22 protein-coding genes, 2 pseudogenes and 1 riboswitch are annotated in these 22,936 nt (G+C 42.9%); of the genes and pseudogenes, 6 read left to right on the top strand and 18 right to left on the bottom strand.

The features are described 5' to 3' along the window. Positions 1 to 110: 110 nt before the first annotated feature. Both DI44_RS13150 and DI44_RS13155 read right to left on the bottom strand, forming a co-directional pair. Complete coding sequence (locus DI44_RS13150; RefSeq protein WP_011230117.1) at positions 111 to 314, bottom strand: YbdD/YjiX family protein; 204 nt, start codon at positions 312 to 314, stop codon at positions 111 to 113. Next, positions 307 to 2,382, bottom strand: coding sequence for a carbon starvation CstA family protein (locus DI44_RS13155; RefSeq protein WP_011230116.1), 2,076 nt, complete (start codon positions 2,380 to 2,382; stop codon positions 307 to 309). The genes DI44_RS13150 and DI44_RS13155 overlap by 8 nt, the downstream gene beginning before the upstream one ends. Before the next feature lie 304 nt (positions 2,383 to 2,686). On the opposite strand from DI44_RS13155, the gene DI44_RS13160 reads away from it, so the two are divergent. After that, positions 2,687 to 3,136 (top strand): hypothetical protein, encoded by a 450-nt coding sequence (locus DI44_RS13160; RefSeq protein ID WP_014194961.1) that lies wholly within the window; start codon positions 2,687 to 2,689, stop codon positions 3,134 to 3,136. A 39-nt stretch (positions 3,137 to 3,175) separates the two neighbouring features. Here the strand turns inward: DI44_RS13160 and DI44_RS13165 are convergent, their stop codons facing one another. The 12 genes and pseudogenes from DI44_RS13165 to DI44_RS19080 all read right to left on the bottom strand — a co-directional run bounded on the left by DI44_RS13165 (position 3,176) and on the right by DI44_RS19080 (position 14,429). Continuing rightward, on the bottom strand, positions 3,176 to 3,868 hold the full coding sequence (locus DI44_RS13165) for a TerC family protein (protein ID WP_021322501.1): 693 nt from the start codon (positions 3,866 to 3,868) through the stop codon (positions 3,176 to 3,178). A gap of 14 nt (positions 3,869 to 3,882) precedes the next feature. After that, positions 3,883 to 4,155: a YkvA family protein gene (locus DI44_RS13170; protein WP_011230113.1), complete on the bottom strand. Its 273-nt coding sequence runs from the start codon at positions 4,153 to 4,155 to the stop codon at positions 3,883 to 3,885. Positions 4,156 to 4,487: 332 nt separating this feature from the next. Next, complete coding sequence (gene sugE / locus DI44_RS13175; protein ID WP_011230112.1) at positions 4,488 to 4,808, bottom strand: quaternary ammonium compound efflux SMR transporter SugE; 321 nt, start codon at positions 4,806 to 4,808, stop codon at positions 4,488 to 4,490. 58 nt (positions 4,809 to 4,866) lie between these two features. Next, positions 4,867 to 4,969: riboswitch (guanidine-I (ykkC/yxkD leader) on the bottom strand. A 108-nt stretch (positions 4,970 to 5,077) separates the two neighbouring features. Continuing rightward, entirely contained in the window at positions 5,078 to 5,368 is a 291-nt protein-coding gene (locus DI44_RS13180) for a hypothetical protein (RefSeq protein ID WP_011230111.1), read from the bottom strand. A 189-nt stretch (positions 5,369 to 5,557) separates the two neighbouring features. After that, a complete protein-coding gene (locus DI44_RS13185) occupies positions 5,558 to 6,586 on the bottom strand; it encodes a cytochrome d ubiquinol oxidase subunit II (protein ID WP_011230109.1) in 1,029 nt (342 codons plus the stop codon). Then, complete coding sequence (locus DI44_RS13190) at positions 6,583 to 7,929, bottom strand: cytochrome ubiquinol oxidase subunit I (RefSeq protein WP_011230108.1); 1,347 nt, start codon at positions 7,927 to 7,929, stop codon at positions 6,583 to 6,585. Before DI44_RS13190 ends, DI44_RS13185 begins: the two co-directional genes overlap by 4 nt. A gap of 285 nt (positions 7,930 to 8,214) precedes the next feature. Beyond that, positions 8,215 to 8,853 (bottom strand): annotated as a pseudogene (locus DI44_RS13195) (SpoVR family protein); the annotation flags it as partial. Between the two features lie 47 nt (positions 8,854 to 8,900). Further along, on the bottom strand, positions 8,901 to 9,866 hold the full coding sequence (locus DI44_RS13200) for a Kiwa anti-phage protein KwaB-like domain-containing protein (protein ID WP_011230106.1): 966 nt from the start codon (positions 9,864 to 9,866) through the stop codon (positions 8,901 to 8,903). After that, a complete protein-coding gene (locus DI44_RS13205) occupies positions 9,859 to 10,356 on the bottom strand; it encodes a hypothetical protein (protein ID WP_096225773.1) in 498 nt (165 codons plus the stop codon). The genes DI44_RS13200 and DI44_RS13205 overlap by 8 nt, the downstream gene beginning before the upstream one ends. 893 nt (positions 10,357 to 11,249) lie before the next feature. Then, on the bottom strand, positions 11,250 to 12,770 hold the full coding sequence (locus tag DI44_RS13210; RefSeq protein WP_033024778.1) for a recombinase family protein: 1,521 nt from the start codon (positions 12,768 to 12,770) through the stop codon (positions 11,250 to 11,252). Beyond that, positions 12,757 to 14,268: a recombinase family protein gene (locus DI44_RS13215; RefSeq protein ID WP_011230103.1), complete on the bottom strand. Its 1,512-nt coding sequence runs from the start codon at positions 14,266 to 14,268 to the stop codon at positions 12,757 to 12,759. Before DI44_RS13215 ends, DI44_RS13210 begins: the two co-directional genes overlap by 14 nt. Then, positions 14,265 to 14,429: a hypothetical protein gene (locus tag DI44_RS19080; protein WP_011230102.1), complete on the bottom strand. Its 165-nt coding sequence runs from the start codon at positions 14,427 to 14,429 to the stop codon at positions 14,265 to 14,267. Before DI44_RS19080 ends, DI44_RS13215 begins: the two co-directional genes overlap by 4 nt. Positions 14,430 to 14,593: 164 nt before the next feature. Between DI44_RS19080 and DI44_RS13220 the strand changes: the two genes are divergently transcribed. Beyond that, positions 14,594 to 14,941, top strand: coding sequence for a helix-turn-helix transcriptional regulator (locus DI44_RS13220; RefSeq protein ID WP_011230101.1), 348 nt, complete (start codon positions 14,594 to 14,596; stop codon positions 14,939 to 14,941). Positions 14,942 to 15,028: 87 nt separating this feature from the next. Here the strand turns inward: DI44_RS13220 and DI44_RS13225 are convergent, their stop codons facing one another. Further along, on the bottom strand, positions 15,029 to 15,271 hold the full coding sequence (locus DI44_RS13225) for a hypothetical protein (RefSeq protein ID WP_011230100.1): 243 nt from the start codon (positions 15,269 to 15,271) through the stop codon (positions 15,029 to 15,031). 131 nt (positions 15,272 to 15,402) lie between these two features. Between DI44_RS13225 and DI44_RS13230 the strand changes: the two genes are divergently transcribed. The 3 genes from DI44_RS13230 to recJ are packed head-to-tail and all read left to right on the top strand — an operon-like array spanning position 15,403 to position 18,917. Beyond that, positions 15,403 to 16,860, top strand: a complete 1,458-nt coding sequence (locus DI44_RS13230) for a recombinase family protein (RefSeq protein WP_033024777.1) — start codon at positions 15,403 to 15,405, stop codon at positions 16,858 to 16,860. 13 nt (positions 16,861 to 16,873) lie between these two features. After that, positions 16,874 to 17,275 carry a hypothetical protein gene (locus DI44_RS13235; RefSeq protein WP_033024776.1) on the top strand — a complete coding sequence of 134 codons (402 nt, stop codon included), beginning with the start codon at positions 16,874 to 16,876 and terminating at the stop codon, positions 17,273 to 17,275. Beyond that, positions 17,256 to 18,917, top strand: a complete 1,662-nt coding sequence (gene recJ / locus DI44_RS13240) for a single-stranded-DNA-specific exonuclease RecJ (RefSeq protein WP_033024775.1) — start codon at positions 17,256 to 17,258, stop codon at positions 18,915 to 18,917. The genes DI44_RS13235 and recJ overlap by 20 nt, the downstream gene beginning before the upstream one ends. A gap of 229 nt (positions 18,918 to 19,146) precedes the next feature. On the opposite strand, the gene DI44_RS13245 is transcribed toward recJ, so the two are convergent. The 3 genes and pseudogenes from DI44_RS13245 to DI44_RS13255 all read right to left on the bottom strand — a co-directional run bounded on the left by DI44_RS13245 (position 19,147) and on the right by DI44_RS13255 (position 21,282). Continuing rightward, entirely contained in the window at positions 19,147 to 19,638 is a 492-nt protein-coding gene (locus tag DI44_RS13245; RefSeq protein ID WP_033024774.1) for a GNAT family N-acetyltransferase, read from the bottom strand. A 127-nt stretch (positions 19,639 to 19,765) separates the two neighbouring features. Continuing rightward, positions 19,766 to 20,560: an arsenite methyltransferase gene (locus tag DI44_RS13250; RefSeq protein WP_011230096.1), complete on the bottom strand. Its 795-nt coding sequence runs from the start codon at positions 20,558 to 20,560 to the stop codon at positions 19,766 to 19,768. A gap of 13 nt (positions 20,561 to 20,573) precedes the next feature. Further along, positions 20,574 to 21,282: pseudogene (locus DI44_RS13255) on the bottom strand (permease). 94 nt (positions 21,283 to 21,376) lie between these two features. Between DI44_RS13255 and DI44_RS13260 the strand changes: the two are divergent. Next, positions 21,377 to 22,834, top strand: a complete 1,458-nt coding sequence (locus DI44_RS13260; RefSeq protein ID WP_011229486.1) for an IS66-like element ISGka4 family transposase — start codon at positions 21,377 to 21,379, stop codon at positions 22,832 to 22,834. Positions 22,835 to 22,936 lie beyond the last annotated feature (102 nt).

Raw genomic sequence — 22,936 nt, 5'->3', positions numbered from 1 at the left:
CTCCCAACGTCTTTCACAAAAACCATGCCGCCAATCGAACATTTTCTCAGCGATGATGAACAAGAAGAAAAAAGGAAGAAGGGAACGCGCCCCTCCTTCCTTCCCGTTTGCTAGCAGCAACGCGACACTTTGCCGCCTTTAGCATTGTAGCGTGCCTCTTGCGCCTCGCAGAAAAACTCTTTCCGCGACTTAATCGGCTCGCCAGGATGATGGGTTTTCATATGCTCGACATATTTTTCATAGCTCGGCACACCGACAAGCAAGTCAAGAAACTGCCGGCGATAAGCCAAAACGTTTTGCAGCCATTTAGGCATAGTGCTTCGCTCCTTCTCCATCGCGCGGCACGTACGGCGCTTCCTTGAGCGGCACATGTTTGTTTTGCAATACTTTGATCCAAATGTTCAACGCCGAGATCAGCATCGCGATCACAACGAGCATGAAAATCGCGCACAATGTCGCATCAATGTAATCGTTCATAATAATTTGCCGCATTTGCGCCTCATTCGTTGCCGGCGCCAAAATTTTGCCTTGGCTCAAGCTGTCTTGGAACATTTTCGCATGCGACAAGAAACCAATTTTGACATTTTCGTGGAACAGTTTTTGATACCCGGCTGTCAGCGTGACGACCAAAAGCCATGTTGTCGGCACGAGCGTGACCCAAACATATGCCTTTTTGCCCATTTTAAATAGAACCGTCGTCGCAAACAACAAGGCGATGCCAGCCAACATTTGATTGGCGATGCCAAACAGCGGCCATAGCGTGTTGATGCCGCCGAGCGGGTCGACGACGCCTTGGTACAGGAAGTAACCCCACGCCAGTACGCAAAGGGTCGTAGCGATCAAGTTCGAGGCAAGCGAATCCGTTTTGCCGAGCGGTTTGTAAAACGTGCCCATAATGTCTTGGATCATGAAACGGCCGACGCGCGTGCCGGCGTCAATCGTCGTCAAGATGAACAGCGCTTCAAACAGGATGGCAAAGTGATACCAGAACGCCATAAGCGCCTTGCCGCCGATGACGCTCGATAAAATGTGCGCCATCCCGATCGCCAACGTCGGCGCCCCGCCCGTGCGTGACAACACCGTTTGTTCGCCGACGTCTTTCGCCAACTGCGCAAGCATATCCGGCGTGACGGTGAAGCCCCATGACGATACCACTTTTGCCGCCTGCGCCACATCGGTTCCGATGACAGCAGCCGGGCTGTTGATGGCAAAATACGCCCCTGGCGTCAAGACGCAAGCCGCCACCATCGCCATGACAGCGACGAACGACTCCATCAGCATCGCACCGTAGCCGATCGGCCGCGCATGGCTTTCAAGCTCAATCATCTTCGGCGTTGTGCCGGATGAAACGAGCGCGTGGAATCCAGACACCGCGCCGCAAGCGATCGTAATGAACAAGAACGGGAACAAGTTGCCTGCAAACACCGGCCCGGTGCCATCGATAAATTTCGTCACTGCCGGCATTTGCAAGTCCGGCATGACGACGAAAATGCCGAGCGCCAATCCGACAATCGTGCCGATTTTCAAGAACGTGCTCAAATAGTCGCGCGGCGCCAACAACAGCCATACCGGCAACGCCGAAGCGACAAAGCCATAAATGATCATTAAGATGGCGATCGTTTCCCCTTTTAGCGTAAACATCGCCGAGAGCGTCGGGTGCTCCGCGACATATTGCCCGACCACGATCGACAAAATCAACAGCACAAATCCCCCAAGCGACGCTTCAGCAACGCGCCCTGGACGGATGAAGCGCATGTAAATGCCCATCAAAATCGCAATCGGAATCGTCGCGGCGATCGTAAACATCCCCCACGGGCTTCCGACAAGCGCTTTCACGACAACGAGCGCCAATACGGCCAATAAAATAATCATAATGCCCAAAATGCCAAGCGCTGCGATAAAGCCCGTCACCGGACCCATTTCTTCCTTAATCATTTCGCCGAGCGACTTCCCGTTGCGGCGCATCGAAGCGAACAAAATGACAAAGTCTTGCACCGCTCCGCCGAGCACAACGCCGATCACAATCCAAAGCGTCCCAGGCAGATAGCCCATCTGCGCGGCCAAAATCGGTCCGACAAGCGGTCCCGCACCCGCAATAGCGGCAAAGTGATGGCCAAATAGCACCCATTTGTTCGTCGGAACATAGTCCTTCCCGTCATTGAACACTTCCGCTGGCGTTTTCCGGTTATCATCAAGACCAAACACTTTGCGGGCGATAAACCGGCTGTAAAACCGATAAGCGACCGCATACGTGCAGACGGCGGCGACGATAAGCCACATGGCGTTGACCGATTCGCCGCGGCTTAAAGCCAAAATGGCAAACGCTGCGGCCCCAAGGACGGAAATCAGGCCCCATAACAAAATCGATTTTAGCCCCTTCACACGGCTTCCCCCTTTATTTATTTGTCAAAATCCTTTACGTCACTATTATATTCATTATTCTGAAAAATTTAAAGTATTTTTTTATCTTCAGCTAACATATCGTTTGGTTCTATAGGAAAGTTTTTCTGCATTCCTATTGCAAAAAAGTATAAAACAAGTCTTTGGCGCAAAAAATGTAATTGCACCCATCGGCTTAACCAGCAACTGACCATGAAGCACCCATCGATTGTCTCCAGCTCCATCTGACGGTGCAACGGACAAAGCAACGATCAACTAATATTATCTCAGTAAAGGGTTCGAGAAGGTGAAAGCGATCGAAGCATTGTTATGGAGCATTGCTTTGCCTGGATTCGGGCAACTGTTGAACAAAAAGTATATAAAAGGAATTTTGTTTATTGCGTTGGAATTTGTGATTAACACCCAATCCCATTTCAATGAAGCCATCCGCCTCAGCTTTTTGGGACGTACGGATGAGGCCGCCCGCATTGTCGATATCGGATGGCTGATGTTTTATCCATGTTTATACTTTTTTGCCATGTGGGATGCGTTTAAAGACGCTGGCGGCGGGCAAACGCCGTACTCGTTTTTGCCGTTTGTCGTCTCCGCCTACTTTGTGACGGTCGGCTTGATGTACTCGTCGCACGTGACGATCGGCGGCGTGTTTTTTGGACCGATTTGGCTGCCGATCTTATCTGTCATCCCCGGGCTCTCCATTGGATGGCTGCTGCAATTTCTGCTGCTGAAATGGAAATAGCCATCCGCTTGGTGATTGCCCAGCCACAAAAGCCGCCAATTATTCATTGGCGGCTTTCGGTTGCGGCTCTTTGGCGCTTTTTCGTTTTTTCATCGTTCCCGCCACAATGACAGCGGCAACAACAAGCAACTCAAATCCATACTTCACGGCAGGATTGGCAAAATACGCCTTTAAAAACGGCTCATCGACGATCATTTTCGCCGCCGTCCAGGCGAGGACACCGGCGCCGATCGTAATAATGATTGGGAAGCGCTCGATCCATTTTAAAATAAGCGTGCTGCCCCACACCATGATCGGAACGGAAATGAGCAACCCAAGAACGACGAGGAGAAAGTTTCCGTGCGCGGCGCCGGCGACCGCCAATACGTTGTCAAGCCCCATCAACGCATCGGCAATAATGATCGTGCGAATCGCCTCCCATAAATTTCCCCCGGCTTCAACATCGTCGTGGCCCTTCCCCTCAACAAGCAGCTTATAGGCGATCCAGACAAGCAGCACGCCGCCGACAAGCAAAAGCCCTGGGATTTTCAGCAGCCAGACGACGAAGATCGTCGCCAACGCCCGGATGACGACAGCGCCTACCGTCCCCCAGACAACGGCCTTTTTTTGCTGGTATTTGGGCAAGTTGCGGGCCGCCAATCCAATCACAATGGCGTTATCCCCTGCCAGCAAAAGGTCAATAATGACGATCGACAGCAACGCCGTCCAAAACTCTACTGACAACAGATCCATGGAAGAATCCCCCTTTACAGGTTATATTTTTCTTTTAATGAAACCGGAGCCATCTTAATGACTTGTTGCAAAATAAATAGGAAGACGGCCAAATCATCGATCAAACCAAACAACGCAAGCCAATCCGGAATGAGGTCAAGCGGCAGCGCTATATACAAAAGCAGCAAACCGACGGAAAACAATTTTTTTCGCATTGGCACTTCATGAGAAACGAAAAATTCAAACAAAAACGGTAGAAAACGCCGGACATGGACGATGAAGCGAAGCCGTTTCCACCATTTACGCATGCCATCCCCTCCACTTTTTGTTCTTTTGAAACCGAACCTATCTTCCTTTACGATTATCTTCCCCCCTTTTGTTTCATGAAATGAAAGAAGGCCCTTACCATCTTTGGTAAAGGCCTCCATAAATAAAATAGACCTTTACCAACATCGGTAAAGGTCTCGCTAACAACGTCGCCGTTGCCAACAAAGCCGAGGGCATGCGCCCTGAACTGACGACTTTGCTGTTAAAGCTACTCCCCTTTAACAAAAGAAACTATATTCGTTTTTATATTTTCATGATATTCAATATTTATACCTGTTGTCAACTCTTTTTCTTGACAAGAAATGAATCCAATTTATTGCCCCGCCGTAAACTTCAAACCAATGACTCCGACAAGAATGCAAAGCAAAAACGCCACACGCGGCGCGTTGACTGGCTCGTTTAAAAACAACATGCCGACCAAGGCCGCGCCGAGCGCTCCGATTCCCGTCCACACCGCATAGGCGGTGCCGATCGGCAACGTTTTTATCGCCAGTGATAAAAAGTAAAAGCTCGCCGCCATCCCCGCAATCGTCACAACAGAAGGCCAAAAGCGGGCAAACCCGTTCGTATATTTCAGCGCGATCGCCCATACAACTTCGAACAAACCAGCAACTATTAAATAAACCCACGCCATGCCCCGTCCTCCCTTTTTAGCGAAAATAAAAAAGCCGCGAGAACGATCGAAACGATGCTCCTCCCGGGCTTTTGTCCCTCCGTGCACGCGGCGATGCCGCGCGTTTTCTCTCGGTCGCAGGCCGGCCGCAAAGCAGCCGCGGAACCCTAGAAAACATTCCCTGTATTTACTTGGCTGCCAATCAGTATAACACGTCAGCCAAACGCTTGCAATCCATCCGCCTTCCGCGTATTTCCGACAGATGAAGGCCAAGGGGGCCCCCATCCGTCTTACACCGGGTCGTTATCGACGCCACTGTACGATTCAATCGCTTGATCGAGCGCCCGATAGGCCTCAGCGAAAGCGTTTGTCGCCGATTCATCTCCCGCCTCGGCCAGCTCCATTCGCGCATTGCGCGCGTGAGTCACCGCACGGATGACATCTTCGATCATTTGCCGTTTATCCCCGGCGCTCGCTTTTAACCGTTCAAGCTCATGAATCGCCCCATCAAGACTCGTCGAGCGCGGTTCGTCAAACGATTGTTCCAGCTGCTCTTTCACACGCTCCAATATTTCTTTCATCATCGCCCATCCTTTCTCTATTCGTTGTCATCCGCTAGTGTGGGCGATTGGCGGCAAACTATGCATTACCAAGACGCTGAAATTGTGTCTACTCATTTACGTGCACATCTTTCAAACCAGCCCAAAACGCGGCGATGATCGACAGGGCGACGATGATCATCGGCGCATACATGATCAAAAATGTTTGCATTATCCTTTTCCCCCTTCCCATTTTCCTTTAACGTACGCCTTGTTAAACAAAAAGAGGCGCATAAGCAAATAAAGTGACGGAATTAATAACAGAAGGCCGGCAATAAACGCGACGATCAACGCCATAGCCATCGTCTCATTCGTAAACCCGTCATAAATCGTCAAATACGGGTACAACAAATACGGATAATGTGAAATGCCATAGGCGTAAAAGGCGAACGCATATTGAAACAACAGCGCAATAAACGCCCAGCCGAACCGCCGCTGCCGCCAAAGCAGCCAAACGGTAATGACAAAAAACAAAAAGGAAATGACCAGCATCCACGCCACATTCCATAGGTTGGCGTAATGCTCGGGATTATGGTAGCGGAGCTGGTAAATAATGAGCAGCGCTGACAACATCGTCGGCCCGCTCCAAAGAAGAGCGTAGCGGCGCAACAGCGCCCGCGCCCGTTCATCCTTGGCCTCGTCCGCATAGTACGTTAAGAAAACGGCAGAAATGTAAAGAACGCTCGTCACACTGAGCAGCACAATGCTCCATGACAACGGGCTTGCAAACAGCTTCCCATAATCCAGCGCAACGCCTGAGGCGCCTGCCTCCACAAACCCGCCTTCGGAAATCGTCAACACGATGGACAGGGAGGCCGGAATAAACAACCCCGTCAATCCATAAGCGATTAAATACCAGTTCCGTTCCGTCCCCCCATACGTATGAAACGCATAGTACGAGCCGCGAATAGCTAACAAAATGATGGAGATGCTCGCCGGGACAAGCAAAATAGAACCGTAATAATACGCCGTTTTCGGAAAAAAGCCGACAATGCCGACAAAGAAAAAGACAAGAAAGACGTTCGTCACTTCCCATACAGGGGAAAGATAGCGCTGAATGATGCGGTGCAAAATATGCTGTTTGTTTGCCCAATGGCTATAGGCGCTGAAAAACCCAGCCCCGAAATCAATCGAGGCAACGATAATGTACCCGAACAAAAACAGCCATAACACCGAAATGCCAATGACTTCGAGCGTCATGGCGCCACCTCCCCGTTATTGGCCCGCTCTGCCAGCTCCCGTTCAACCGGGTTGCGGCGGAACATACGGATGAGCACTGTTGCGCTCGCAATTACTAACACCATATACAAAAGGCAAAACAACACAAGCATCGTATCCACATGCGCCGACGATGTCGCTCCTTCCGCCGTTTTCATATAGCCGCGCAAAATCCACGGCTGCCGCCCGACTTCCGCTAAGTACCATCCCGCCTCAATCGCAGCCATCGCCAGCGGCCCTCCCGCCACCAGCAGTCCAAAAAACCACTTTTTCGCCGTCCACTTCCAGCGGAAAATCGATCCGAGCCAATACGCGGCTGCGACAACCATTAAAAACACCCCGATCGTGACCATCACATCGAATAAGTAATGAATGTACAGTGGTGGGCGTTCATCTTCCGGAACTTCGTTCAGTCCGGTCACAACCGCAGCGGGATGGTTATGGGCCAAAATGCTAAGGGCATATGGAATTTCCAAGGCATATTTCACTTCCCCGTCTTCTTGGAGCGCGCCGAACAGGATCAACGGTGCATGGGAGCTCGTTTCAAAATGCCATTCAGCAGCCGCCAGCTTTTCTGGCTGGTATTCGGCTAAAAATTTGCCCGATAAGTCGCCAATCAATGCACTGGCTACCGAAAAAATAAAAGCTGTTTTCATCATTAAATGAAGTGCCTTGCGATGATAAATGTGACGATTGCCTTTCCATAAATGCCAAGCGGCGATCGAAGCAAGCACGAATGCTGACGTCATATACGAAGTCGCCAGCACATGGGCGACTTTCGTCGGCATCGCTGGGTTGAACATAGCCGCGATTGGATCGATGTTGACAAGCTCGCCGTTTTTAAATTCAAACCCTTGCGGCGTATTCATAAACGCGTTCACCATCGTAATAAACATGGCTGATGCTGAAGACCCAATTGCCACCGGGATAAGCAAAAGCAAATGTTTTTTCTGATTTTCGAACCGATCCCATGTATACAAATAAATGCCGAGGAAAATGGCTTCAAAAAAGAAGGCGAACGTCTCCATGAACAGCGGCAAGCTGATCACTTGGCCAGCCAGCTGCATAAAGTTCGGCCATAAAAGCGACAGCTGCAAGCCGATCGCTGTTCCTGTCACCACGCCGACCGCTACGGTGATGACAAAACCGCGCGTCCAGCGGCGAGCGAGTAAGATGTAATGCATATCATTTTTGCGAATCCCAACCCACTGGGCAATGGCGATCATCAGTGGAATCCCGACGCCGATCGTGGCATAAATGATGTGGACCGTCAGTGTCAATCCCGTCAAAATACGGCTAAGCAGCACCGGATCGTAACCGTTCACGATTCATCCCCCCTTATGAAAACAAGCGGCCAATCAAGGAAAGCAAGACAACAGCCGCAACAGCAAAGCTAACGAACACAAGCGTTTTTTCATGCCGCTTCCACATATCCATCCCCCCGGGCGAACAAACAGTGGTGAAGAATTTGTGACAACCATCACAAATTATCCACTTCATATTATTTCATAAAATCGGGGACGCTATCCGGCATGATTTCGAATAATTTGTGTCATTTTTCACATATTCATCGTGACAAACAAAAAAAGCAGGAGATCCCTGCCCTCATGTTATAAATATTTCCGATGCACCGTTTTCCCGTCATACGTAAACAACATCGGCTTTTCCTCGACGACCGTCTCCATATGGACCGGACGGCCCCACAACTGATAAATGTATGGGAGCACTTTTTCTAAATACTTCAGATCGAGTTCGATTCCTTCATACCAATGCTTCAAATACAACTCTCCGTTGCGCATATAATCGCCGTCATTGACCGTGATATACGGGAATCCGCCGTTTACCCGCATGCTGACGAGTTGGTCGCGGATATGCTCCCAGTTTTTGTCGACGATTTTATATTCTTTCCCCTGTTTTTGGAACAAATACATATCTTCGCGCATGACGAGCTCTTTCGTTAAATAGTTGCGCAAAAACGAAATGTCGGATTCGAGTTCGCGCACTTCAAAAATTTTCGCCCTCCCCGACCCCGGCTTGACGCCGTATTTTTTCATCTCCTCAGTCGGGTTGTTCCACCGCTCTTCAATGTCTTCAAAAATTTTCAGTCCTAAATAATACGGATTGATGCCAGTGCGCGACGGTTGCACGACGTTGGCGTTCAGTTTCGCAAATTCAATCGCCTCATCGCTCGTCAAATCCATCTCGCGCAAAATGCGCTGATGCCAATACGTCGCCCAGCCTTCGTTTATCTAAGATGCTTATTTTATTCCAACACTGACACAACAAAACACAGTAATTATTGTATACGCATTTTATTGATAGCTCGGTATTTATCATCAGTAATTAAAGAGGAAACAAAATTGTCTAATATTACATCAATAACCAATCGCGCTTCTTCTTTTGTGGTACAGACTATCCTGCCTTGCTCATCTAATTGCAAATTAATCATGCCAGTATTTATCAATTCCTCAATACGCTCTCTTTTTATGCGTTCCAACCCATAATCAGCTGCCTTAGCTAGCTTCTTTTGAAGACTTATCTGAGACTGAACAAATTGTAAAAAGTTAGAATCATCTGAAACAATCCCTTTTTCCATTATCTGTTCGACTATTTCATCTGCTGCTTGTCTAAATCTTTCATAATATCTAAACAAAGATAAAATTTTATTTTCATTGTACAATAGAACATTATTACCAATTATAATTCCGTCCCATTGATCGTCTAAAAAAAGCTTCTTGTCTCTTTCTTGGGAGATCTGATAATCACCTCTATCCACAACTTCAAGTATTTTACGTTTTTTTAGAAATACACTTTCGTTTATTATTTTTAAAAAATAAACCTTCATTTCATCATCAATTTCAAGTTTCGCTAATAACACTTTAGGTTTAAAATCATCTCTATTTATTAAAGTCCTTGCATCATTTTCAACTTGCTCATTATTTATACGCTGAGTCCATAAATAAAGTTGATTTAAATTATTTATTTCAATATATCTTTTTATTGTCTCGCTTTCTTCGTCAACTTCTCTAATATTTAATACTTGATAATTTTCTGTTACATCCTCTAGCAAAGCCTTTGTGGTTCCCAACAACCAATCTTGTACTGATTGGTCGATTGGAATTTCTTTTGGATCACAATCATCATAAACAGATTGTGTTCCTTCTCTTAGTACAGAACCTACTATAAATAACTGGTAAACGTAATCATTGTTATGTTCCATTTCATTAATTTTTTCTTTTACATAAATCAATTCATCATTCATTTTGTTGCCCCCTACTCCCATCGATTAATACTGTTTCTTTATCTCTAATAAAACGATAACAAATTATTTTTTTACCTAAGCATTCCTCGAATTTATCATTTTTAGAAATAAGGAGTGCTTCACCTAAATCTGTTTCGATAGCGTATATTCTTAATTTTAGAGCTGCCATAACTGGATTGACATAAAGTAAATCTGAATACATCGATAACCAGAATATTAAAAGAATAAGAACAAATAAAACTATTATATCCCTAAAATTATCCATATCTAGACTAATCAGCGGTAAAACATAAGTAACAAGGTAAACTAATATATCCCTATCCCTAGGTTGTATTTTCTTAATGGTATATTTTTTCTGTCCAATCCTTTTTTTCTCTGTGGTTCTTAATTCAAACAATATAAACAATATCGATAATAATGAAATTACCAGCAGCAAAGTTGATATAAGTCCCATTACTCCATTTAATGTTTTAATCTCTAACAGAAACAATATATCGATAAACCTCCAATATTTAATACAATAAACAAGGAATTCATAATTAAAAAATTTTATAAACAGTACCAAAAATAAAGGAAAATAAGACATAAAAAGAAATAATAAACGAAACCAAAATGGAATTAACAATTAAACCTCCCCCAATTGGCAGATACCACCAATATTTTAACGAATAAATTACCTTTATTTCAACAAAAACCCATTTAGTATTCTGATTCTTTTTAATATAAAACCTTCATATCCCTCAACTACCTCCTTGCCGAACTGCAAATCCTTGGATTTTCCTTGTTACTACTCCAAAACCGAACAATTTTGCTTGTTCGCCTAATCTAATTTTGAATCAAGGTAAATTTATGATCATAACATTAGTGATGTAACTTTACTTTAGTCGCTAAAAAACAAGGAAGTTCTCTCCTCCTTGTTTAAAGTTGTAATGAGAATAGAATTAGATCTTGTTGTTTAGTTTCGATTTCTTTTTCTAATTCTCATTATTCTGTTTTAAGCATTGACACGGTATTGCACTAACATATTCTTCAACACAGTTGGTCTAATCATCTTTGACATTGGATCGATAAGATGTAACAGTAATACTTAACCAACCTAATTACCGAGTTTCCAAATCTCCTCTATCCAAATAACCGAGAACTGTTAAAAAAGGACTTCCTTGTCCATAATAAAATTAGGACAAACCCCAGCTTGTCCCTTGAAATCAAAGGTTTTTCTTGAATTTCAGTCGTATCAATATCGGTAATTTGGGGCTGATCGCGATCGGGTCCTACCCTTAATTACCGAGAAAAATTGCTTTACCTACCAATATATGCACCTAATCACCGAGATATGTTATTACATAAATAAAAAAATCTCCTGCAAATGAGGAGATTTTTGTATCATTTATCATCTAAATTGAAACGTAGTTTACATTGCAAATGTCCTTTTTTATTAACCATAATTTCTTCAAATAAATACAGGAACAACGCTCGCATATCTTCATTGCAGCTAGAGACAGGAGCCTGAAATTGTTTTAAATGATCTCTAATTAAATTTTCATTTTTTTGAACCTCTTCTAAGAATTTTATTTTTGCCTCTTTTTCCTCAATCCAATGTTCAATTTGATGAACTTTGTTTAGGATTCGATCTTTTGTAATGATCAATATTTTGATGTGAGGTTCCTTTTCTTCCTTCCTTTTAAAGGCTTTTTCAATTTCAATATCGCAAAGCTGGAGTTTTCGTTTTTCTGTTTGCCATGACACTTTTAAATCCTCAATACTTTTCTTGATGTTGCTAATTTCTGTTTCCACTTTTTCCTGAACAGCCGAGATCAGTTTCTCTGTATCTACACCTTGATAACTTCTGAATACTTTTAATACCGTTTGATGTGCATCATCTGCATCTATTTTATAATTGCATGATTTGCATAAATACACTTTCTTTCCATATACTTTTCCCTGGTTGCTCGTCGTTCGCTGATCTTTTCCAATTAACCCCCCATTACAATTTTGGCACTTTAACAAACCTGTTAACAGAAAAGATGTTTTAAAGTGTTTCGGTGGAATTTTTCTCTCGTTCTTTGTTTTGTATAGATTCCAGCAATATTCCCATTCTTCAATCGTTAAAACCGCCGGAATAAGTGGACTTTTTTTCATTATCCACTCACTTCTGTCTTTTAACGCATTGTGTTTCTTTTCGTGCTTTCTTCTGATCGCGATATAACCTGCATAAAAGGGATTCGTAATGATGTTTTTTACACGGTCCTTAGTCCATGCTTTTCCACGATAACTGTTTTCAGGAAGCTGTCTGGCAATAGATGAAAAACCATGATGATTTTTATATAACTCAAACACTTTTTTCACCAATTCTATTTCAGCTTCCACTATATCAAACTTTTCAGTTCCTCCTTCCTTTTTGGAAGTATACTGATACCCAAACGGAGCCCTGCCACCTGTCCATCGTCCATTTTTCGCCAACGTTTCAATTGCATTTTTTGTATTGATCCGGATTTTATCCAGCTCATATTTGGCTATTCCATCTTTAATCGCTCTAAAAATAGTGTCGCCAAAATCATATAAACTTTCTGTTTCACTTTCGATGATTGGGATATCTAATATATGCATCGTTGCGCGTATCAGATCATGTTCTTCAGGTATGCGTGCAATACGGGAATGTGAGTAGATAATAACGAAGTCAAATTTCTTTTCATAAGCTGCAGCAATCAATCGCTTATATCCTTCACGATCTTTTTTTCGTGAAGACACTCCCTCGTCCAGAATTTCCTCCACAATTGTACACTGATATTTTTCGGCTAAATCATAGGCGCTACGACGCTGTGTTTCCATTGTCTGCTTATGCGTGGAATGCCGACCATAAAAAACCCCCTTCATGCCGGGTGTCAAAATCTTAGATAAGTCCAATTTCTTCCCTTCCCTCCAATCCTGTAAATAATGGATGACGGAAAATAATTTCAATTTTCTCTTTACTGACCCGAACACGAGAGATAATGTCCTGCAGCAATTCTATTTTTTGATCGTCTTCCATGTCCGGATCAATCATTTTCAACGATGATTCCTGTTTCCAATCATGTATCGTCTTAAACTTTTCGTTCATTTCGAAAATCCTGGATTCTAATTCGGATTTAACAAACAAGCTTTGTTCATATTTCTTTAACATCTGTAACATCGACTTGTTTAATTGAAGTTCTTCTTCCTTTGCCAGAGCATGCTCCACTCTCTGTACCATACTTTCCTCTAACTGTTTCAGTTCACGGTCAATTTGCTTAATGGCTTCGATATATCCCTTCGTTTCTCCCTTGTATATTTTCTCAATAACCTCCGCAAATTGCGTATGAATAATTTGGTTAAAGAACTCATTCGCATGTTCAATAACTGTGTTTTCTAACCAATCTTTTGATGCTCGCACTTTGGAATGTTTTTTACATTTATACACTAAAAACGTTTTACCCTTTAATTGATGTGGCTTGCCATGCATTACTTGATTACATTCATCACAATAAACAAGCTCTTTTAATAAAAATACATGGTTTTCATTTTGATTTTCTTTTGATTTTTTGCGTCTCTTTACAACCTTACTCATTTTCTTTTGAACGTTTTCCCATACTGTTTCATCGACAATCTTAAGATGCGGCACATCTTTTTCAATTTCTTCTCCCTTTATGTGAGATATTCTTTTTCCTTTGTAAATAGGGTTTGTAAGAACGTTTTGCATATTAGAATAGTTCCATTCCTTATTATCTTTAAAGCGCAGTCCCAATTCGTTTACTATCTCTACAAATTTTGTGAGGGAGCTAAAATCTTTTTGCAAAAATAAATCATAAACGTTTTGGATTGTCTTTACTTCCTCTTCAACTAAAATCCAATCAGACTCCTCCTTATCCTCTTCAAGATCCTCTCGGGGTGATCGATACCCAAATGGAATACGTCCCCCAGCATGTTTTCCTTCTCTTGCTACAGTTACTTTAGAATCTTGCAATTTTTGAACCAATTTTTCAGCATCTTCCTGGTTCATGGCGGCGACAATCCGTTCAATTAATTCAGCCTCCGCCGTATACATCATAGGAAATTCAAAGTCCGCTGCGAAAATGACATTTACCTTATGCTGCCTTAGTAAATCATATAAACTCATATACTGTTGTACATTTCGTGCCAAGCGGCAACGGCTGTACACAATTAAATTTTTTACGCGCCCCTTTTTTATTTCCTCGATTAGCTGCGCCATGCCCTTTCTCTCTTCCATTTTCTTTTTTCTGGCGGACGTTTCTCGATCCATAAACTCATCATCGATCAATAAACGGTTTTTTGCTGCTACCTCATGCACATGCTGCATTTGCATTTCAATGGATAACTTCTGCTTTTCTTTGCTAATCGAGTTGCGGTAGTAAGCAACCGTTTTCAATCATCCAACACCTCCGAGTCCCTTTTCGTTTCTTGCCTGTTCTGTATTTGCTTCAAAATAATATCTGTGTACAAGTCAAACCACTTTTCAGCTGCCTCTGGATCATGAACATATTGAATAGAAACGACTTGGCAAGTTACTTTTGGGATTTTTCTTTTCATTTCTATCTCTCCTCAAAAAATTTATGATGTTTTTCTAAAACTTAAGCTTACAAACAGGATTTTTTTGGATGAATGTTGAAATACAATAAAGCCTTTGTTTCTAACCAAACCTGTATTTCTTTGAAAATACATGCGTCTAGCCATTTTTATGGAGGAATTCGAATATGTTGCAACATATAGGAGAACGAATTCGTGTGCTAAGAAAACAAAAAGGAATCAGTTTAAATGCTTTCGCTGAACGGTTAAATGTTTCTCCCGCTTATCTCAGCAATTTAGAAACGGGTAAAACAGATACCATTCAGCTTTCACTTCTCGAAAAACTTCAAGAAGAACTCTCACTCCTTCCTGTTGAAACAACACATTCCAGTGATAGCGAATTCGATATTCGGATCCAGCATGTCATGAAACAACTAAAGGAATTGGAACAAAAGCACCCTGAAGTCGCTGATTACCTCCTTTCCACACTGGAACGAGGAGTTCATTTGTTTTTAAATGAAAACTCCACTCGCTAATTTTATGATAAACAAATTTTGGGAATTTTATTCACTATAATAAACATATGTTTATAATCATGAATAAAATTAACAAAAAAGGAGAGCCTAACCATCGATCGGTTGGCTCTCTTTTTGTTGGAAGGCAACTTGAATCTGTTTGGCTTGTTCCTGACCGATTTCTTTATGCAATAGGTGATGAATTGCGCTTCCCTTAAACTTCTGTTCCCATGCAACCATTTTTTCTTGGATCATTTGAGCAACGGGGTGGCTATGAAGATCGTGGATGTCGTCAAATGAAAATTTTCCTAAACTGCTATTTACGGAGAAGCGAACTTTCACATCTTCCATCGTATTCCCCCTTTGCTCATACATATGCAGAAAGTGAGGTGGGACAACCCTGCAAATCGCCCAAACTCATTGTTTGGTTCATCCACACATATATATGGGATATGGGACAAACAGTGTTGGAGGCAATCTGTATGAAAGACACTTTTCAAGAAAGATCGATTGCTTTATATTGCCGCGTTTCTACGGACGAACAAGCTCGGGAAGGGATTTCGCTCGATGAACAACAAGAACGGCTAAAAGCTTATTGCCGAGCCATGGGATGGAGTGAAGAACCTCTACTTTTTATCGATGACGGTTATTCCGCTAAGAATCTTGATCGTCCGGAATTAAATCGTTTATTAAAGGAAGTAAAAAAGGGAACAATTTCCAAAATATTAGTCACGAAATTGGACCGTTTGAGCCGACGACTATTGGATCTTTTGAAATTAATTGATATGTTCCAGGAGCATAACGTTTCATTTATTTCGATTAGTGAATCGTTTGACACGAATACTCCATCCGGTCGTCTCACCTTACAGGTTTTAGGTGCGGTTGCCGAGTTTGAACGGGAACGAATTCGGGAACGTGTTTTTGAAAACATGCTGCACGCAGCCAGACAAGGAAAATGGTTAACACAAAGCCCTTACGGTTACAGATTAGATGTAAATAAAGAATTAGTTATTTATGAACAAGAAGCACAAATCGTTCGAAAAGTTTATGATTGGTATCTCAATAAAGGGCTCGGCTACTATGCGATTGCTAAAAAGCTAAATGAAGAAGGAATACCTTCTCGTCAGAAAAAAGAATGGTCGATTCGGGCTATTAAACTAATGCTTACGAATCCCGTATATAAAGGAACCCTGGTTTGGAACCGCATGGATTCCAGTAAATCGAAGCGGGTAAAAAAAGATGACGCTGATTGGGTTGTCCTTGAAGACGCTTGTCCAGCTATTATTGATCAAGCTACATGGGAACAAGTACAAAAAAGAGTAAATAAAAAACAAATGGCACCTCGAGCACAGACAAGTCCGCATTTGCTCGGTGGACTATTAAAATGCGGCAGATGTGGTTCAGGAATGAGCATTGGTTGGTCAGGTTCAGCGAAAAATCGCTATCGCGTTTACCGTTGTTCCGCTAACAAAAACAAAGGAACGTGTACAAGCAAACAGTACCGCGCTGACGATGTGGAATCATGGTTTAAACATGGGTTATTAAAGTTAGCCGATTCGATTAACTCCCAAATGATTCCTCATCTTATTCAAAAGGCTGCTGAAAACGAAGAGAGCACAATCGAGCAAAAAATTCGAACCGCTAAAAACCGTTATAAACGAAAAGTGGAAGCGTACACTGCAGGACTCATTGAATTAGAAGATTTAAATGAAGAAAAAAAGCGGATGGAACAAATCATTGCAGAAGCTCAGAAAGCGGAAAATGCTTCTTCCGTGGATGTAAAAAAGCTTGAGGCAATGGTGAAAGAAAAAATAAACAATGTGATCGATGCAATCGATGTTTTACCAGTCCCGGAAGCAAAATCATTCATTAAAACGATTGTTGAAAAAGTGATTTTACTTGATGAAAGGGATATTGAAATCGTATTAAACATTCAGTAATGGAGTTGACAGCATGAAACCGATCACCTTACGCCAATTGCTCAACACGAATCAATTTCAAAATCTGCTTCATCTGAAAAAAGAACTGATCTCCTACAAAACTTTTGGGGTCATTTTTTATAAAGAAGTAATGAGTTCTCTTGCAATCGACACGCCATTTGAATTGTATTTTGTGTTGTCAAAAGGAGGAATTGAATACGAAAACGCATTCCCAATACCAATCGATCTTTACAGGGAGTATTTAACATATAACCGTCCTCCAGAGTACCTTGTACGTTTTTACCAAGAATACTACGGGACAAAAAGCATTCCATCCGATCAATTTTTTCAAACATTAAACGTCTTTCAAGCCAAAAGATATGCTTGGTTTTACAACTCACGAGAGGACGGTAAGTATGGATTGGGTACCGTTTGATACACCACTAGAAAAACATCCAAATAAAGCTTTAATCACCTATATGGCAAGACAGTTTGATATCGAACCTGTACTGATGCACTACTTGTTTATTCACGGCATCAACAATTCCGAAAAAGTATCACGATTCTTATTTCCATCCATAGATGATTTTCATGATCCATTTCTCATGAATGACATGAAAAAAGCGATTATACGCATTATTAAAGCTTTGATACAAAAAGAAAAAATTCTGATTTATGGTGATTATGATGTAGATGGAATGACAGCAACAGCTATCCTGTATAAGGCTTTAAAGAAATTTAAAGCAGATGTCCATTATCAATTGCCGCTTCGCTGTGAAGGATATGGTTTATCACCGAAAGCAATGGAAAAAATTCCAGAAGATGTCTCTCTAATTATTACAGTGGACAATGGATCAAGTGCCCACCCTGCCATGGAAGTGGCAAAAAGAAGAGGCATGGATGTCATTGTTACGGATCATCACGAAGTTTTAGGTCCGCATCCCGACTGTTATGCGTTTATTAATCCAAAGCGTCATGACAACACTTATCCTTTCCCGCATCTGGCAGGTGCGGGAGTCGCTTTAAAAGTCGTACAGGCACTATTTATGGCAGGAAAAATTCCTTGGGATAAACATGTTTACGAATTTATTGAGTTTGCCACGTTAGGTACGATTGCGGATCTAATGCCTCTCAAAGGAGAAAATCGTATTATTTGTAAACTTGGATTGCAAAAAATGAACTATACACCAACCCCTGTATTAAAAAAACTCTTTGAGATGTTACGAATTAAATATGTCGATAGTTCCACCATTAGCTTTCAAATTGGACCGATTTTTAACTCGTCGGGACGAATTGGTGATCCAAACCAAGCTGTGGATATCCTAGTCAACCCTTTATGTGCAAAAGCCGATCTTTATTCATTAATTACTTTAAATAAAAAGCGGCAACAAATGACAAAAGAACAATTCCAACGTATTGAGGAACAAATTATTCAAAATCAATGGTACAAACAAAATGTTATTGTTGTTTGCGATGATTTTCACAGCGGAATTATCGGTCTCATTGCTGCAAAAATAGCCAATAAATTCAAAAAGCCAGCGATTGTGATTTCCTTGACAGGAGCCGGTTCTGCCAGAAGTGTAAATGCGACGGATTTTTCCATGATTAATGTGATTAAGAAATGCTCCCATTTCTTAACCAAATACGGTGGTCATCGAGCCGCTGCTGGTTTTTCGATTAAACCCGATTTTGATCATATTCATGCTTTTAGAGAAGCGATTCAACTAGCAGCCTTAGACGAACCGCCACTAACTCCAAAATTAAAATATATTAGTACAATTCCCTTACATCAGTTCCCTATGCATATTTTTGATGACTTAGGCGTTTTAGAACCATTCGGAATGTCATTTCCAAAGCCGTTGTTTTATTGCTCACCGCTGGTAATCAAGCAATTCCAAGTATTCGGAAAAAACAATGAACATTTAAAATTAATAACAAATGAAAAAAAAGCCATTGCCTTCTTTAAAGGAGCAATGGCAAACAAACTCCAACAACAATCGTTAGCTGAATGTCTTTACACTCCTAGCTGTCCGATAAAAAAAGATTTTTTAATTCATGATCTTCGTTTCATCCAATAACAAAAGAGCCTTGGAAAAAGTTAAATACAATTAACAAAATATACTGTTTTTTGCAGAGGAGGACATAACCCACAACGAGGGGCTGTACATTGACAGAATGGTATATGGAAATAACACAATTGTATTTGGATCTAACTCTAGTGGCAGATTTATTTTGGTTCGCTATGAATCCGAGAATAATCTGCCACTTTTATATATACAAAGTGATTACATAATATAAAATTCATAATCAGTCTATACCTACAACTGGACTGCGACGCTCAAGCAATACCACATCACGCCATACCCCATTTAACTTTCCTATACGTTGTCGGATACCAACTTCACGAAATCCAACACTTTGATGTAAACGTAAACTTGGTATGTTTTCAGGGAAAATCCCTGCTGTTAATGTCCAAAATCCTTTTGCCTCGGATTCTTTGATCATAGCTTGTAGAAGTTTTTTTCCCACTCCTTTTCCCCGACTCACATCTCGAACATACACACTCACCTCTCCCACCCCTTCATACACGCAGCGATCCGATACTTTACTTATCTTACACCAGCCTTGAATGCCTTCTTCGTTTTCAGCGACCAAACATAAATTTGCGGCAATGGTCGATTCCCATTTTTCAAACGATGGTGCTGTCGTTTCAAACGTTGCTTGTCCTGTCGCAATTCCTTGCTCGTAAATTTCCTTCACTTGCATCCAATCCTCTTTGCGAAAGTTACGAATGTTCATATGAAAAATCCCTCCTTATTTTCATACAGAAAAGGCACTAGGAATCGCCTAATGCCTTTTCCATGTAACATTAGCAACACTCACGCTTTTCTTCCCCAACGAGTTCCGATCTGTTACACCACATTTTTTAAGGTTTCATTGCTTTAATGATCGCAGAAACAATGTAATCCTCGATGTTCGCTCCAGGCACCCAATCTTTGATAAACTCCTTCGATTCATCTTTTGGTTCAATGGTGATCTGTGTGAATCCACTCTGTTGTAACATGGATTCCAGTTCACCAATCGATGCTGCTCCTGATACGCAGCCCGAATACAAGACATCCATATTGTTTTTGATTTCCGATGGAAGTTCTGCCGTCGCCACAACGTCGGAAATGACAAGGCGCCCTCCTGGTTTCAGCACACGATAGGCTTCCTTGAACACCTGGGGCTTATCTGGAGAAAGATTAATGACGCAATTGGAAATAATGACATCCACCGAACCATCTGCCACCGGTAAATATTCGATTTCTCCTAACCGAAATTCAGTATTGGTAAAGCCACCCTTGGCAGCATTGTTGCGTGCTTTGCTGATCATTTCTGGTGTCATATCCACACCAATGACGCGCCCGGTTTCTCCGACCTGACGAGCAGCCAAAAAGCAATCGAAACCGGCACCACAACCAAGATCCAACACCACATCTCCGGGGTTCAATTCCGCAATTGCTAGCGGGTTGCCGCAACCAAGTCCAAGATTAGCTCCTTCTGGCACGGCAGATAATTCCTCATCCGAGTATCCTAGTTTTGCTGATACCTCATTAGGTGTACCACAACATCCGGAAGAGTCTGAACAACAGCTTCTAGAATTTACTTCCTGCAGCGCAATTTGCTTATAGCGGCTGCGGACATTTTGCCGGATTTGATCGTTATTAACGTGATTCATAAGTTATCACTCCTTAAATGATATAGAATAAAAATCCTGATAACGTTGCCATCGTCATGACAGAACCTACAAACGCAAAGACCAGCTTCTTTCTAAAGATACTGTGTAATCATGTGATCTCCGGTAAGCTTGCCCCTGCTGAGCTAACCATCGGCGCCATAACAGGTCCTAATGCCATGCCTTTTGCAATCAACATTTGTGAAATGGGAATCATCGTGAAAAGGCGGATATACAAAGGAATTCCGATGATTGCTGCAAGTGGAACAAGCCACCACTTATCACCCCCCATATAGGTTGAAATCCATTCTGTCAGTACAGCACCATGAATAATGGCTTCAATGCCTGCACCCAAAAGCAAATATGGATAAACCGTTTTTATTAAGTGAAAGGTCTCCTGTAAAGCTTCTCTCATGTTTCGTTTCTTTCCGATCTCTACTTCTCCTTTTTTTACTCCGAGTGTCGCAGCCATGAGTGTCAATATGATTGGATCGAGCACAGGAGAATCAAAGAGAAAAATCATCACAATACCGAAACGGACCTTCTGGTTTAAAAGCGATACGACAACTGGGATCGTAGAACATGAGCAAAACGCAAACGCGACAGCAACCAATGCTCCGAATAACGGATGGCGCTTTGTTAACAAACTTTGCATTTTATCATAAGGAATATATCCTTACTGAAAAGTGAATGACGAACGAAATAGCCAAAAACAAAGTAACTATTCAGCCCGTACATAGAAAAAATTTACGAGAGCCGGTTTGTTCGTACCTTCCTTGTCTATACTAATTACCATCATAGACATGGGAGGTGAACACAATGGCAAATGTTGCTTTTGGCTTCCAAGAAGCGGTCTTCACACTCGAAAGCATGGTGGCAAACATCGAACGTCAAGCACAGACCATCGAAAAACTCATCAACGAAAATAAACAGTTAAGACAAGAAAACCAGCAATTGAAAGCACGTATTGCAGAATTAGAAGCCCGTACGAAAAAAAACAGTACGAATAGTCATTTACCGCCGTCCTCTGACCGGTTTGGGGCGAAATCTCCTTCTCGCCAACCGTCGGAGAAACGGCCGGGAGGACAGCCAGGGCACCAAGGAACGACGCTCCGCCAAGCACCGAATCCTGACCATCGAGTCCTTCACCGTGTGACCCAATGCAAAGGATGTGGTCACTCTTTAGAACATGTCGATCCACTTCAAGTAGACATTCGCCAAGTGTTCGACCTCCCAGTGGTTCGCATGGAAGTCACTCAACATGAGCGGGAAATCAAGCGTTGTCCGGAATGCCGACTTGTCCAGCAGGCGGAGTTCCCTTTCTATGTCACCAATCATGTACAATATGGACCGGTCATCACTTCACTCCTGTTATACTGGAATCACGCGCAGTTGATTCCGTGCGAACGGATTACGGAGATGGTGAAAACATTATTTCATCATCCCATTAGTGCCGGAACGGTCGTGAACATGACGAGACGGTGGCAGCCTGTGTTAGAAGCAGCGATCGAAGAAATCGAAGCCGCGCTGCTCACCTCGAGCACGCTGCACGTCGATGAAACGAGCCTGCGTGTGAAGGGAACGAAACAATGGGTGCACGTCGCTTCCACTTCCAAGGAAACCCGATACGGGATTCATCGCTCGCGTGGCAAACAAGCGACGGATGACATCGGGATTTTGCCACGGTACAAAGGAACGATGGTACATGATGCGTATTCCGTATACCCGATGTATACGCAGGCGAGCCATGCCCTTTGCCACGCCCATCATCTCCGGGAGCTTCGGGAATATACCGAACTTTACCAGCACTCTTGGTCGAACAAGATGGCCGAAGCACTGTTGGAGATGAAACAGGCAGTGGAGAAAGCGGGCGGAGCCTTGCCGGAAGAGAAAGTCCGGTATTGGGAAGCGGTGTACGACGAGCTTCTTTCGAATGGACGCCGGGAACTCGATGAACGTTGCCGACAAGGCAGCCATCTAGGTGTCCGCAAAGCGGAAAATTTCATCCGGCGCCTAGAAAAGCGCAAGCAAGAAGCGCTTCTCTTCCTGCGAAAGAAAGAAGTGCCGTTTGACAATAACCAAGCCGAACGCGATTTACGGATGGTGAAAGTCAAACAAAAAATCTCTGGAACGTTTCGTCAGGAAGACGATGCCGAGGCTTTCTGTGTCATCCGCAGCGTCGTTTCCACCCTGCAAAAACACGGAAAGCCGGTGTGGGAATCGTTGCAAAGACTTCTAAGCGGAGAGCCTCTTCAAACGATTCTCCATTCCTCCTAGGGCATTTTCGATACTGGGAATGCCCTATTGGTGCTGGATTCTGAAAATCTCGCTAGTACTGGGCTGAATAGATACGTTGCAGCAGGCGTGTTGATTATCCAA

This window comes from Geobacillus sp. CAMR5420 (assembly GCF_000691465.1).
GTDB classification, from domain to species: Bacteria; Bacillota; Bacilli; order Bacillales; family Anoxybacillaceae; genus Geobacillus; species Geobacillus thermoleovorans.
Note: the sequence above shows the minus strand (reverse complement) of the source record. Positions and strands in the feature narration are given on the sequence as shown.

Coding starts and splice junctions, on each gene's coding strand:
- DI44_RS13200 (WP_011230106.1), bottom strand. CDS start 9,866: ATGAATGATGAATTGATTTATGTAAAAGAAAAAATTAATGAAATGGAA.
- DI44_RS13245 (WP_033024774.1), bottom strand. CDS start 19,638: ATGAACATTCGTAACTTTCGCAAAGAGGATTGGATGCAAGTGAAGGAA.
- DI44_RS13260 (WP_011229486.1), top strand. CDS start 21,377: ATGGCAAATGTTGCTTTTGGCTTCCAAGAAGCGGTCTTCACACTCGAA.
- DI44_RS13230 (WP_033024777.1), top strand. CDS start 15,403: ATGAAAGACACTTTTCAAGAAAGATCGATTGCTTTATATTGCCGCGTT.
- DI44_RS13185 (WP_011230109.1), bottom strand. CDS start 6,586: ATGACGCTCGAAGTCATTGGCATTTCGGTGTTATGGCTGTTTTTGTTC.
- DI44_RS13150 (WP_011230117.1), bottom strand. CDS start 314: ATGCCTAAATGGCTGCAAAACGTTTTGGCTTATCGCCGGCAGTTTCTT.
- DI44_RS13180 (WP_011230111.1), bottom strand. CDS start 5,368: ATGAAAGAAATATTGGAGCGTGTGAAAGAGCAGCTGGAACAATCGTTT.
- DI44_RS13235 (WP_033024776.1), top strand. CDS start 16,874: ATGAAACCGATCACCTTACGCCAATTGCTCAACACGAATCAATTTCAA.
- DI44_RS13250 (WP_011230096.1), bottom strand. CDS start 20,560: ATGAATCACGTTAATAACGATCAAATCCGGCAAAATGTCCGCAGCCGC.
- recJ (WP_033024775.1), top strand. CDS start 17,256: ATGGATTGGGTACCGTTTGATACACCACTAGAAAAACATCCAAATAAA.
- DI44_RS13170 (WP_011230113.1), bottom strand. CDS start 4,155: ATGCGTAAATGGTGGAAACGGCTTCGCTTCATCGTCCATGTCCGGCGT.
- DI44_RS13165 (WP_021322501.1), bottom strand. CDS start 3,868: ATGGATCTGTTGTCAGTAGAGTTTTGGACGGCGTTGCTGTCGATCGTC.
- DI44_RS13220 (WP_011230101.1), top strand. CDS start 14,594: ATGTTGCAACATATAGGAGAACGAATTCGTGTGCTAAGAAAACAAAAA.
- DI44_RS13225 (WP_011230100.1), bottom strand. CDS start 15,271: ATGGAAGATGTGAAAGTTCGCTTCTCCGTAAATAGCAGTTTAGGAAAA.
- DI44_RS19080 (WP_011230102.1), bottom strand. CDS start 14,429: ATGAAAAGAAAAATCCCAAAAGTAACTTGCCAAGTCGTTTCTATTCAA.
- sugE (WP_011230112.1), bottom strand. CDS start 4,808: ATGGCGTGGGTTTATTTAATAGTTGCTGGTTTGTTCGAAGTTGTATGG.